This window comes from Pseudacidovorax intermedius, assembly GCF_003350475.1.
Taxonomy (GTDB): Bacteria; Pseudomonadota; Gammaproteobacteria; order Burkholderiales; family Burkholderiaceae_C; genus Xenophilus; species Xenophilus intermedius.
Genome location: NZ_QQAV01000014.1, coordinates 93,147 through 105,438, shown reverse-complemented (window position 1 = coordinate 105,438; position 12,292 = coordinate 93,147). Strand labels below are relative to the sequence as shown.

General features: G+C 68.7%; 12 protein-coding genes. 11 read left to right on the top strand and 1 reads right to left on the bottom strand.

Annotated features, from left to right (window positions below):
- Positions 1–2: 2 nt before the first annotated feature.
- The 8 genes from can (at position 3) to DFR41_RS24460 (ending at position 9,299) form a co-directional block, all read left to right on the top strand.
- Positions 3–713 carry a carbonate dehydratase gene (can, locus tag DFR41_RS24495; protein WP_043112879.1) on the top strand — a complete coding sequence of 237 codons (711 nt, stop codon included), beginning with the start codon at positions 3–5 and terminating at the stop codon, positions 711–713.
- Positions 714–747: 34 nt separating this feature from the next.
- Positions 748–2,649, top strand: coding sequence for a bifunctional isocitrate dehydrogenase kinase/phosphatase (aceK, locus tag DFR41_RS24490; protein ID WP_114804651.1), 1,902 nt, complete (start codon positions 748–750; stop codon positions 2,647–2,649).
- A 37-nt stretch (positions 2,650–2,686) separates the two neighbouring features.
- Positions 2,687–3,871 carry an acetyl-CoA C-acyltransferase gene (locus DFR41_RS24485; protein WP_114804650.1) on the top strand — a complete coding sequence of 395 codons (1,185 nt, stop codon included), beginning with the start codon at positions 2,687–2,689 and terminating at the stop codon, positions 3,869–3,871.
- Between the two features lie 62 nt (positions 3,872–3,933).
- Complete coding sequence (locus tag DFR41_RS24480; protein WP_244917863.1) at positions 3,934–5,184, top strand: glutamate carboxypeptidase; 1,251 nt, start codon at positions 3,934–3,936, stop codon at positions 5,182–5,184.
- Between the two features lie 13 nt (positions 5,185–5,197).
- A complete protein-coding gene (locus tag DFR41_RS24475; RefSeq protein ID WP_017758342.1) occupies positions 5,198–5,830 on the top strand; it encodes a pyridoxamine 5'-phosphate oxidase family protein in 633 nt (210 codons plus the stop codon).
- A gap of 47 nt (positions 5,831–5,877) precedes the next feature.
- Complete coding sequence (locus DFR41_RS24470; protein WP_114804649.1) at positions 5,878–7,008, top strand: acyl-CoA dehydrogenase family protein; 1,131 nt, start codon at positions 5,878–5,880, stop codon at positions 7,006–7,008.
- Positions 7,009–7,038: 30 nt separating this feature from the next.
- Positions 7,039–8,838, top strand: coding sequence for a hybrid sensor histidine kinase/response regulator (locus tag DFR41_RS24465; protein WP_147284425.1), 1,800 nt, complete (start codon positions 7,039–7,041; stop codon positions 8,836–8,838).
- Between the two features lie 11 nt (positions 8,839–8,849).
- Positions 8,850–9,299 (top strand): YchJ family protein, encoded by a 450-nt coding sequence (locus DFR41_RS24460; protein WP_114804680.1) that lies wholly within the window; start codon positions 8,850–8,852, stop codon positions 9,297–9,299.
- Here the strand turns inward: DFR41_RS24460 and DFR41_RS24455 are convergent.
- Positions 9,275–9,586 (bottom strand): ATP-binding protein, encoded by a 312-nt coding sequence (locus DFR41_RS24455; RefSeq protein WP_114804647.1) that lies wholly within the window; start codon positions 9,584–9,586, stop codon positions 9,275–9,277. The genes DFR41_RS24460 and DFR41_RS24455 overlap by 25 nt on opposite strands.
- 61 nt (positions 9,587–9,647) lie before the next feature.
- On the opposite strand from DFR41_RS24455, the gene DFR41_RS24450 reads away from it, so the two are divergent.
- The 3 genes from DFR41_RS24450 to DFR41_RS24440 all read left to right on the top strand — a co-directional run bounded on the left by DFR41_RS24450 (position 9,648) and on the right by DFR41_RS24440 (position 12,253).
- Complete coding sequence (locus tag DFR41_RS24450) at positions 9,648–10,337, top strand: TetR/AcrR family transcriptional regulator (protein ID WP_017758820.1); 690 nt, start codon at positions 9,648–9,650, stop codon at positions 10,335–10,337.
- Between the two features lie 82 nt (positions 10,338–10,419).
- Positions 10,420–10,962, top strand: coding sequence for a TRAP transporter small permease (locus DFR41_RS24445; RefSeq protein WP_114804646.1), 543 nt, complete (start codon positions 10,420–10,422; stop codon positions 10,960–10,962).
- Between the two features lie 10 nt (positions 10,963–10,972).
- Positions 10,973–12,253 (top strand): TRAP transporter large permease subunit, encoded by a 1,281-nt coding sequence (locus tag DFR41_RS24440; RefSeq protein ID WP_017758818.1) that lies wholly within the window; start codon positions 10,973–10,975, stop codon positions 12,251–12,253.
- Positions 12,254–12,292 lie beyond the last annotated feature (39 nt).

The following is a 12,292-nucleotide window of genomic DNA, read 5'->3' as shown; positions in this document are numbered from 1 at the left end:
ACATGACCGACCCGATCCAAGAACTGTTCGCCCACAACCGCGCCTGGTCCGCCCAGATGGAGCGCGACCGCCCCGGCTTCTTCACCAGCCTGGTGAAGCAGCAGACGCCCAAGTTCATGTGGATCGGCTGCTCCGACAGCCGCGTGCCCGCGAACCAGATCACCGGCCTGGAGCCGGGCGAGGTGTTCGTGCACCGCAACGTGGCCAACGTGGTGGTCCATTCCGACCTCAACGCGCTGTCCACCATCCAGTTCGCGGTCGACCTGCTGAAGGTGGAGCACATCATGGTGGTCGGCCACTACGGCTGTGCCGGCGTCAAGGCGGCCATGAAGGGCACCCGCGTGGGGCTGGCCGACAACTGGATCCGCCACATCCAGGACGTGCGCGACCGCCATCACGTCATGCTGGAGAGCCTGCCCGAGGATGTGCGCGACGACGCGCTGTGCGAGCTCAATGTGGCCGAGCAGGTGGTCAACGTGGCGGTGAGCACCGTCATGGTCGACGCCTGGAGCCGCGGCCAGAAGGTCACCATCCACGGCTGGGCCTTCGGTGTGCACGATGGCCTGCTGCAGGACCTGGGCATCAGCGTCGACGGTGCCAAGCCGCTCGACGGCATCTACAAGGCGGCGGTTCAGCGAATCCGTGCCAAGTGGAGTGCGCCCGCCGCTGCCACGCCGCAGCCGCGCGCACAGGCGGTCATCCAGGGCCAGTGAAGCCGGGCGCAGGGGCAGGAAGGGCGCGGCCGTCATGTTTCCCCAGCGCCTGGACTCGCCGCTCGCCTACGGCATCGCCAAGGCGCTGATCGACGGCTTCAACCGGCATTACCGGCTGTTCCGCGCCGAGTCGGCCCGCGCCAAGCACCGCTTCGAGACCGCCGACTGGGCCGGCCAGCAGCGCGCCCAGCGCGAGCGCATCGAGTTCTATGCCCTGCGCGTGGCCGAGGCCGTGGCCCGGCTGGAGAAGGAGTTCCGCGCCGGCACGCAGCCCATGGACGTCTGGCAACAGGTCAAGCTGCACTACATCGGCCTGCTGGTGGACCATCACCAGCCCGAGCTGGCCGAGAGCTTCTTCAACTCGGTCACCATCAAGATCCTGCACCGGGCGTACTTCCAGAACGACTTCATCTTCGTGCGGCCGGCCATCAGCACCGAGTACATCGAGCCGCAGGGCGCGCCCACCTACCGCGCCTACTACCCGCGCGACGGCTCGCTGGCCGGCAGCGTGATGCAGTTGGTGAACGGGTTCGGCCTGATCGTGCCCTTCGCCGACCTGGCGGGGGACGCGCAGCAGGTGGCGCAGGCCGTGCTGGGCGCGCTGGGGCCGGTGCGACTGCGGGCCAACTTCCAGCTGCAGGTGCTGTCGGGGCTGTTCTTCCGCAACAAGGGCGCCTACGTGGTGGGCCGTGTGCTCAACGGCTTCACCGAACTGCCCTTCGCCCTGCCCATCCTGCACGGTGCGGACGGGCGCCTGGTGATCGACGCCGCCCTCTTCGGCGAGGACGAGCTGCAGATGCTGTTCTCCTTCGCGCGGGCCTACTTCATGGTCGACATGGAAGTGCCCAGCGCCTGGGTGCGCTTCCTGCGCGCCCTCATGCCGCACAAGCCGCGCGCCGAGCTCTACAGCGCGCTGGGCCTGGCCAAGCAGGGCAAGACGCTGTTCTACCGCGACTTCCTCTCGCACCTGAACTACAGCAGCGACCGCTTCCGCATCGCACCGGGCATCCCCGGCATGGTGATGCTGGTGTTCGACCTGCCGTCGTTTCCGTACGTCTTCAAGGTCATCAAGGACTTCTACCCGCCGCCCAAGGACACCACGCGCGAGCAGGTCAAGCGCAAGTACCAGCTGGTCAAACAGCACGACCGCGTGGGCCGCATGGCCGACACGCTCGAGTACAGCGAGGTGGGCTTTCCGCTCGACCGTTTCGAGCCCGCACTGGTGGATGAGCTGCAACGCTTCGCGCCCAGCCAGGTCGAGATCGGCGACCGCGACGGCAACGGCGAGATGGAACTGGTCATCAGGCATGTCTACATCGAGCGGCGCATGATCCCGCTGAACATCCTGCTGGCCGAATGCCTCGAGCAGATCGCGCAGCCCGAGTCGCCGGCCGCGGCCGAGCGGGCGCAGCAGCAGCTGACGCAGGCGGTGGTCGAGTACGGCCACGCCATCAAGGACATGGTGGCCGCCAACATCTTTCCCGGCGACATGCTGTGGAAGAACTTCGGCCTCACGCGCGGCGGCAAGGTGGTGTTCTACGACTACGACGAGATCGAATACCTCACCGACTGCCAGTTCCGCCGTGTGCCGCCGCCGCGCTGCGAGGAGGACGAGCTCAGCGGCGAGCCCTGGTACAGCGTGGGGCCGCGCGACGTCTTCCCCGAGACCTTCGAGCCCTTCCTGCTGGCCAACGACCATGTGCGCGCTGCCTTCATGGCGCACCATGCCGACCTGCTCGACGCCGCCTTCTGGCAGCGCCACAAGGAACGCATCCTGGCGGGCCACATGCTGGACGTGTTTCCCTACGACGAGCGGCGGCGCTTCAGTCGTGCCCAGCGCGGCGAGAGCGATGCCGACGACGTCGCCGGAATGCCTGCCGACGCAGATCCGGCTCCGGCATCGAATGCCCGCGCTGCCGCCGCCACAACGCCCTGATCCTTTCCACCCCCACTTGCACAAGGAGACTTCCGCCATGTCCGACTCCATCGTCATCCTCGGCGCCGCCCGCACGCCCATGGGCGCCTTCCAGGGCGATTTCGCCTCGCTCGCGGCCCATGACCTGGGCGGCGTCGCCATCAAGGCGGCCGTCGAGCGCGCCGGCATCGCGCCCGATGCCGTGGGCGAGGTGCTGTTCGGCAATTGCCTGATGGCCGGCCAGGGCCAGGCGCCCGCACGCCAGGCGGCCTACAAGGGCGGCCTGCCCGACAGCGCGGGCGCGGTCACGCTCAGCAAGATGTGCGGCTCGGCCATGAAGTCCGCGATGCTGGCGCACGACCTGCTGCTGGCCGGCACGCACGACGTGATGGTGGCCGGCGGCATGGAGAGCATGACCAACGCCCCCTACCTGATGCTCAAGGGCCGCGGCGGCTACCGCATGGGCCACGACCGCATCTTCGACCACATGATGCTCGACGGCCTGGAAGATGCCTACCAGCCCGGCCGCAGCATGGGCACCTTCGGCGAGGACTGCGCCGCCAAGTACCACTTCACCCGCGAGCAGCAGGACGCCTTCGCCATCGCCAGCGTGCAGCGCGCCCAGCATGCGAGCCGCGACGGCCTCTTCACGGCCGAGATTGCGCCGGTCACCGTCAAGGGTCGCGGCGGAGAGACCGTGGTCGCGCTCGATGAAGGCCCGGGCAAGGTCAAGCTGGACAAGATCCCCACGCTCAAGCCTGCCTTCAAGAAGGAGGGCGGCACCATCACCGCCGCCTCCAGCTCGTCCATCAACGACGGCGCCGCTGCGCTGGTGATGAGCACGGAGTCGCATGCAAAGAAGATCGGCGCAAAGCCCATCGCCCGCCTGGTGGCCCATGCCACGCATGCGCAGCAGCCCGAGTGGTTCTCCACCGCACCGGTGGGGGCCGTGCAGAAGCTCTTCGCCAAGACCGGCTGGTCGGTCAAGGACGTGGACCTGTGGGAGGTCAACGAGGCCTTCGCCGTGGTGCCCATGGCGCTGATGCACGATCTGGGCGTGTCGCACGACATCGTCAACGTCCACGGCGGCGCCTGCGCGCTGGGTCACCCCATCGGGGCCAGCGGCGCGCGCATCATGGTCACGCTGATCCATGCGCTGCAGCAGCGCGGCAAGAAGCGTGGTGTGGCCACTTTGTGCATCGGCGGCGGTGAAGGCACCGCGGTCGCCATTGAATTGATGTGACATGAAGGGCGGCCCAGTGCCGCCTTCACCTTCTGCTTTTTCTTTTTGAACGACTACTTCCCGTGACTTCTTCTTCCTTCAAGCTCCGTCCCCTGCTCGCCGGCCTGCTGGCTGCCTCTTTCCTCGCCGCCGCGCCGGCCCATGCCCGCGACGAGGCGCTGCTCAAGGCCGCCACGGCCGAGCAGCCGGCCGTGGTCCAGACGCTGGAAAAGCTGGTCAACATCGAGACCGGCACCGGCAATGCCGACGGCATGGCGGTGGCCGGCGCCTACCTGGAAGAGCGCCTCAAGGCCCTGGGCTTCACGGTGACGCGCAGCGCGGCGGCCGGCCCGGTGGTGGGCGACAACATCGTCGGCACGCTCAAGGGCAAGGGTGGCAAGCGGTTGCTGCTCATCTCGCACATGGACACCGTGTATCCCAAGGGCACGCTGGCCAAGTCGCCCTTCAAGATCGAGGGCGACAAGGCCTATGGCCCCGGCATCGCCGACGACAAGGGCGGCAACGCCGTCATCCTGCATGCGCTGCAACTGCTCAAGGCGCGCGGTTTCCAGGACTTCGGCAGCATCACGGTGCTGTTCAACACCGACGAAGAGAAAGGCTCCTTCGGCTCGCGCGACGTGATCCAGCAGGAGGCGGCCAAGGCCGACTACGTGCTGTCCTTCGAGCCCTCGTCGGCCATCAAGGAAGGCTTTACGCTGGGCACCTCGGGCATCGCCTATGTGCAGGTCAACATCAAGGGCAAGGCCTCGCACGCGGGCGCTGCGCCCGAGCTGGGTGTCAATGCGCTGGTGGAGGCGTCCGATCTGGTGCTGCGCACCATGGACATCGACGACAAGGCCCGCGGCCTGCGCTTCAACTGGACCATCGCCAAGGCGGGCGCCGTGTCCAACATCATTCCCGACAGCGCCACGCTCAATGCCGACGTTCGCTATGCCCGCAACGAGGACTTCGAGGCGGCCATGAAGGAGCTGGAAGCCCGCGCGCAGAAGAAGAAGCTGCCCAATGCCGAGGTGCAGGTGCTGGTCACCCGGGGCCGGCCGGCCTTCAACGCGGGCGAGGCGGGCAAGGCGCTGATCGACAAGGCCGTGGGCTACTACAGCGAGGCCGGCGGCAGCGTGGTGATCGAGGAGCGTTCCGGTGGCGGCACCGATGCGGCCTACGCCGCGCTGGCCGGCAAGCCGGTGATCGAGAGCCTGGGCCTGCCCGGCTTCAACTACCACAGCGACAAGGCCGAGTACGTGCAGATCGATGCGATTCCGCGCCGGCTGTACATGGCCAGCCGCCTGATCATGGACCTGGGCTCGGGCCGTTGAGGAGAGCGCTGCCGTGATCCAGAACGCCGAGCAACTCCGCGCGCTCTATGCCGCGCCCGGTGAGCGCGCGCTGCGCAAACAACTCGACCACCTCGATGTGCACGGCCGGCGCTTCGTGGCCTTGTCGCCCTTCTGTGTGCTGGCCAGCGGCGGCGTGCATGGCGCGTTGCTCGATGTCTCGCCGCGCGGCGGTGCGCCGGGCTTCGTCAAGGCCAGCGAGGACGGCCGCACGCTGCTGCTGCCGGACTCGGGCGGCAACAACCGGCTCGACACCTTCGAGAACCTGCTGGCCGATCCGCGCATCGCGCTGATCTTCCTGGTGCCCGGCGTGGACGAGACGCTGCGCGTCAACGGCCGCGCCAGGCTGCGCGACGAGCCCGAGTTCACCGGCCAGTTCGAGGGCGAGCGCCAGCGGCCCAAACTGGTGGTCGAGGTGCAGGTGCACGAGGCCTACCTGCACTGCCCCAAGGCCTTCATGCGCGCGCAGCTGTGGGATGCATCGACCTGGGGGCCGCGTTCGGCACTGCCCACGCTCAACCAGATGATCCACGACCAGATGGGCAATGCGGCCCAGGCAGAGTCGCAGGACCAGATGCTGGCCCGCTACCGCACCCAGCTCGACGAGGAAGGCCGGCCCGGCCCCTGACGTCGGGCACTCAAGCACCCATACGAGAACGACAGGAGACACGACCCATGCTGCTCACCCCAGACCAGGAAGCCATCCGCGACGCGGTGCGCGAGTTCGCCCAGGCCGAGTTGTGGCCCCACGCGGCGCAGTGGGACCGCGACCACCACTTCCCCAAGGACGTGCACCAGGGCCTGGCCCAACTGGGCGCCTACGGCATCTGCGTGCCCGAGGAGCATGGGGGCGCCGGCCTGGACTACCTGACGCTCGCGCTGGTGCTGGAGGAGATCGCCGCCGGCGACGGCGGCACCAGCACGGCCATCAGCGTCACCAACTGCCCGGTCAACGCCATCCTGATGCGCTACGGCAATGCGCAGCAGAAGAAGCAGTGGCTGGAGCCGCTGGCGCAGGGCCGCATGCTGGGCGCCTTCTGCCTCACCGAGCCGCAGGCGGGCAGCGATGCCAGCAGCCTGCGCACGACGGCCAGGAAAGAGGCCGATGGCTGGGTGATCGACGGCACCAAGCAGTTCATCACCAGCGGCAGGAACGGCCAGGTGGCCATCGTCATCGCCATGACCGACAAGGCCGCCGGCAAGAAGGGCATGAGCGCCTTCCTCGTGCCCACCGATGCGCCGGGCTATACCGTGGCACGCCTGGAGGACAAGCTGGGCCAGCACAGCAGCGACACCGCGCTGATCCAGTTCGACGGCTGCCGCATCCCGGCCGAGAACCTGATCGGCGCCGAGGGCGAGGGCTACAAGATCGCCCTGGGCGCGCTGGAAGGCGGGCGCATCGGCATCGCCGCGCAGAGCGTGGGCATGGCGCGCAGCGCCTTCGAGTTCGCGCTGCAGTACGCCAAGGACCGCACCGCCTTCGGCGGCCCCATCTTCGACCAGCAGGCCGTGGGTTTCCGCCTGGCCGGCTGCGCCACGCAGATCGAGGCCGCGCGCCAGCTCATCTGGCACGCGGCCAGCCTGCGCGATGCCGGACTGCCCTGCCTCAAGGAGGCCGCCATGGCCAAGCTCTTCGCCAGTGAAATGGCCGAGCGCGTGTGCAGCGCGGCCATCCAGACGCTGGGCGGCTATGGCTACGTGAAGGACTTTCCGCTGGAGCGCATCTACCGCGACGTGCGCGTGTGCCAGATCTACGAAGGCACCTCGGACATCCAGAAGCTGCTGATCCAGCGCGCGCTGGCCTGAGCCGTCACGGGCCGCTGCTATCCTGCCCCGATGATGGGCGGCAGGCTTCAACGGCTTCGGCGATGGTGGGGCGATGCGCCCCATGCCGACCCGCGCGTGGACCTCACGCTGGCGCGGGCCTACATCCTCGACACCCGCGACACGCCCTTCGTCGCCGCGGCCACCGCGGCCGCCTTCTGGATCAGCTTTGCCGTGCTCACGCGGCAGGTGGGGGTGTTCGTCTGGGCCGCGATGGTCCACGGCATGCAGTGGCACATGTACCACCACCTGCACGGCGTGGATCCGGCCACCTTCCGCACCGCGGACGCCGCCCGCTGGCGCCGCCGGCTGGAGTGGCACATGCTGCTGCCGGGCCTGGTCTGGGCCGCGGCGCCGTGGCTGTTCTTTCCGCGCGGCGACCTGGCGCTCATCCTGCTGCAGTACTTCTTCATCAGTGGCGTGGCGAGCGTCTCCATCGCCGCGCTGGCGCAGTGGTGGCTGGCCACGCTGTGCTTCGGCGTGCCGCTGTACCTCAGCATCGCCGTGCGGCTGATGACGGCAGGCGAGGGCGGCCCGGCCATGCTGATGGGCGTGCTGGCGCTGTCGCAGCTGCTGGCCACGTTGCACTACGCCCGCAAGCAGAACCTGCTGATCGTCGGCGCCATCGAGTCGGGTCTGGAGAATGCGCGCCTCGCCGAGGCGCTGCAGACCGAGCTCGACCGCGTGGCCCAGCTGGCGGCGCAGCGTGCGCGCATCTTTGCCGCGGCCAACCACGACCTGCGCCAGCCCATGCATGCCCTGGCGGTCTTCATCGATGCGCTCGAGGCCGGACGGCCCGCCACCGCCGCCAGCGTGCGCCACATGCAGGGCAGCATCGAGGCCCTGCGCGGCTCGGTCGATGCGCTGCTGGACATCGCGCAACTGGACCGCGGTGCCGTGGCCGTTCAACGGGCGCCCGTGGACCTGGGCGAACTGTTCGACGCGCTCCACGGGCGCTTCGCGACGGCGGCAGCGGCCAAGGGGCTGCGGCTGCGCGCGCGCCCCACGGCGGCCCGCGTGGATGCGGATGCGCAGATGCTCTCGCGCCTGCTCGCCAACCTGGTGGACAACGCGCTCAAGTACACCGCCCAGGGTAGCGTGATGATGGCGGCGCGCGCCTGCGTGCTGCAGGGCGTGGCCGGCTGGCGCATCGAGGTGCGCGACAGTGGCTTCGGCATCGCGCCGGAGCACCGCGAGCAGGTCTTCGAGGAGTTCTTCCAGGTCGACAACCCGGGCCGCGACCGTTCTCGCGGGCTGGGCCTGGGCCTGGCGCTGGTGGCCAGCATGGCCCGCACGCTGGGCAGCCGCATCGAGCTGCGCAGCGCGCCGGGGCAGGGCAGCACCTTCTCGCTCTGGCTCGCGGCTGCGGCGTCACAGCCCATGGCCCTGCCCGTCGAGGCGCTGCCGCCCTGTGCCCCCGCCCGCATCCTGGTGCTGGACGACGAAGCTCCCGTGCGCGAGGGCATGCGGGCGTTGCTCGAAGGCTGGGGCCACGAGGTGGCCGTGGTGGCCTCGCCCGGCGAGGCGCTCGCGCTGCCCGGCCGCTTCGACCTGCTGTTGAGCGACCTGCGCCTGGGCGAAGGCCTGTCGGGCCTGGCGGCGGCGCGCACGCTCCATGGCCTGGGCAAGGTGCGCGAGGTGGCGGTGGTGACCGGCGAGACGGCGCAGGCCGACCGCGCGCAGGTCGAGGCGGCCGGCTTCCAACTGCTGTACAAGCCCGTGCCATCGGCGGCGCTGCGGGCTGCCATCGTGCGCGCCGTCGGCCCCTGCCTGGAGGCCGGTGGTGCCGCCGCCGCCCCTGTCTATTCCTGATGCATCCGACCATGCCCGCACCCGCGACCCTGCCCACTTCTGCGCAACCCTGCCCCTGCGGCCGCAAGGCGCGAGGCCGTCCAATCACCTTTGCCGACTGCTGTGGCCGCTTCCTTGCCGATGTGCAGACACCGGCCGAGCAGCGGGCCGCGCGCGTGTCCGATGCCGAGACGCTCATGCGCTCGCGCTACACCGCCTATGGCCTGGGCGATGAGGCCTACCTGCTGGCCACTTGGCACCCGCGAACGCGGCCCGCCATGCTGCAGTTGGCCGAGTCGCCTGCGGTGCAATGGCTGGGCCTGGATGTGCGGGCGCACCTGCCGCTGGGCGCAGACCGGGCCGAGGTGGAATTCGTCGCCCGCTCGCGCGATGCCACGGGCCGGGCCTCTCGATTGCACGAGCGCAGCCGCTTCGTGCGCGAGGACGGCCGCTGGTACTACGTGGACGGCGACCTGCGCTGATCTGCCTCGCTTGGCGCGTCCACCCGTGGACCCGCCGCAGCCACCCGCCGCATGGCGATGGCATGGAAAGGACACACCACCGCGCAATCGCTGCAGCCGGTGCAGGCGGGGGCGTCATGCAACACCGCCTGCTTCTTCCAGTCTCGGCTTTCGAGACTGAGCACATGCGGTGGGCAGGTCGCCACGCACCAGCCGCAGCCGGTGCAGCGCGCGGCGTCGACCAGGGGCAGCCAGCCGGGGCGGTGGCGGCTGTCGCGCGGGGAAGCGGGAGGGTCGTCGCTGGCCATGGTGTTCCTGGCCCAGTCTACGTTCGCTCGCCGAGGCAGGGCTGCGCCCTATACTGAAAAAATGAACGAACTCGTCCATTCGCGCGTGCGCCGCAGTGCCGCCGCGAAGCCTGCCGCCAAGGCGGCCGCCAGCCGCACCAACGATCCGGAGCGCACGCGCGCCAACATCCTTGAAGTGGCGGCCGAGGAGTTTGCTGAAAAGGGCTTGGCCGGGGCCCGCATCGACGAGATCGCCGCGCTGACGCAGACGAGCAAGCGGATGATCTACTACTACTTCGGCAGCAAGGAGGGCCTGTACCTTGCCGTGCTGGAAGAGTCGTACCGGCAGGTCCGCGAGATCGAGGCCGACCTGCGCCTGGAGGACCTGGAGCCCGAGACGGCGCTACGCCGCCTGGTCGCCTTCACCTTCGACCATCACCTGCAGCACGAGCGCTTCATCCGCCTGGTGATGAGCGAGAACATCCACCGCGGCCAGTACATTGCCGCCTCGCAGCGCATCCAGGAACTGAACGTGCCGGCCATTGCGGCCATCGAGCGGCTGTATGCGCGGGGCCTGGCCAGTGGCGTCTTCCGCCCCGGGCTCGACGCGGTGGACATCCATGCCTCGATTTCCGCGCTGAGCTTCTTCAACGTCTCGAACCGGCATACATTCGGGGCCCTGTTCAAGCTCGACACCACCTCCGCCGCCTACATGGCGCACCGCCGGGAAAGCGTGATCGACATGGTGGTGCGCTTCGTCAGCGCGCCCTGACCGCCGCCCCCGCCCCCGGGTTTCTCCGGGAGTGCAAAACTAACCAGTTCGTACAAACTCCGCCCTTCTTCAAGGAGCGTGTATGTGGGGGAACTGTCTCGATCGGCTGTGCCGGTTTTTCTCCTTCGCCATGGTCGTCTGCCTGGCGCTGATGGTGGTCATGGTGTTCGGCAACGTCGTGCTGCGCTATGGCTTCAACGACGGCCTGCTGATCTCCGAGGAGCTCTCCCGCTGGCTCTTCGTGTGGATGACCTTCCTGGGCGCGCTGGTGGCGCTGCGCTCGCACCAGCACCTGGGCACTGACACGCTGGTGTCGCGCCTGCCGCGCGTGGGCAAGAAGCTGTGCCTGGGCGCCAGCCACCTGCTCATGCTGATGCTGTGCTTCTTCATGCTGCAGGGCTCGTGGGTGCAGATGCAGATCAACCGCGAATCGACCAGCGCCGTCATGGAGGTCTCCATGGCCTGGTTCTACGGCGCGGGCGTGTTCTTCTCGGCCATCGCCATCGTCTTCATCGCCACCGAGTTCGTGGCCCTGCTGACGGGCCGGCTGGCCGAGTCGCAGCTGATCGGCGTGACCGAATCCGAGGATGCGCCGCACGAGGCCGCCTCCCAACCCGTGCGCTGAAAGGACGGCCATGACCATCGCGATCTTCCTCGGCGCCCTGCTCGGCGCCATGGCCCTGGGCGTGCCCATCGCCTTCTCGCTGCTGGCCTGCGGCGCCGCGCTGATGTGGCACATGGACATGTTCGATCCGCAGATCCTGGCGCAGAACACGCTGGAGGGCGCCAACAGCTTCCCGCTGCTGGCCGTGCCCTTCTTCATGCTGGCCGGCGAGATCATGAACGCCGGCGGCCTGTCGCGGCGCATCGTCAACTTCGCGATGACGCTGGTGGGCCATGTGCGCGGGGGCCTGGGCTACGTGGGCATCATGGCGGCCATCATCATGGCCTCGCTGTCGGGCTCGGCCGTGGCCGATGCCGCAGCGCTGGCGGCGCTGCTGCTGCCCATGATGAACCGCGCTGGCTACGACAAGGCGCGCTCGGCCGGCCTGCTGTCGGCGGCCTCGATCATCGCGCCCATCATTCCGCCCTCCATCGGCTTCGTGGTCTTCGGCGTGGCCGCCAACGTGTCGATCTCCAAGCTCTTCATGGCCGGCATCGCGCCCGGCGTCATGCTGGGCGCGGCGCTGTGGCTCACCTGGTGGTGGCTGGTGCGCAAGGAGAACATCCAGCCCGCCCCTCGTGCCAGCCGCGCCGAGGTGCTCACCGCCCTCAAGGACGCCACCTTTGCGCTGGTGCTGCCAGTGATCGTGATCGTGGGCCTGAAGTTCGGCGTCTTCACGCCCACCGAGGCGGCCGTGGTGGCCGCCGTGTACGCGCTCTTCGTCTCCACCGTCATCTACAAGGAGCTCAAGCTCTCGCAGCTCTATGGCCTGTTCGAGGCCGCGGCGCGCACCACGGCCGTGATCATGTTCCTGGTCGCCGCCGCCATGGTGTCGGCCTGGATGATCACGGTCGCCAACCTGCCGGCCGAACTGGTGGCCGTGCTGCAGCCCTTGCTCGACCGCCCGATCCTGCTGATGTTCGTGATCATGGTCATCACCATGCTGGTGGGCACGGCCATGGACATGACGCCCACCATCCTGATCCTCACGCCGGTGTTCATGCCCATCATCAAGGCCGCCGGCATCGACCCGGTGTACTTCGGCGTGCTGTTCATCATCAACAACGCCATCGGCCTGATCACGCCGCCGGTGGGCACGGTGCTCAGCACGGTGGCGGGCGTGGGCAAAGTCAGCATGGACGAGGTCACCAAGGGCGTGTGGCCCTTCATGGTGGCGCAGTTCGCCGTCATGTTCCTGATGGTGTTCTTCCCCGCCCTGGTGATCGTGCCGGCGCGCTGGTTCCACGGCTGAGCGATCCGCTCCTTACTTCTTTCCCTTTTCTTCCCGCGA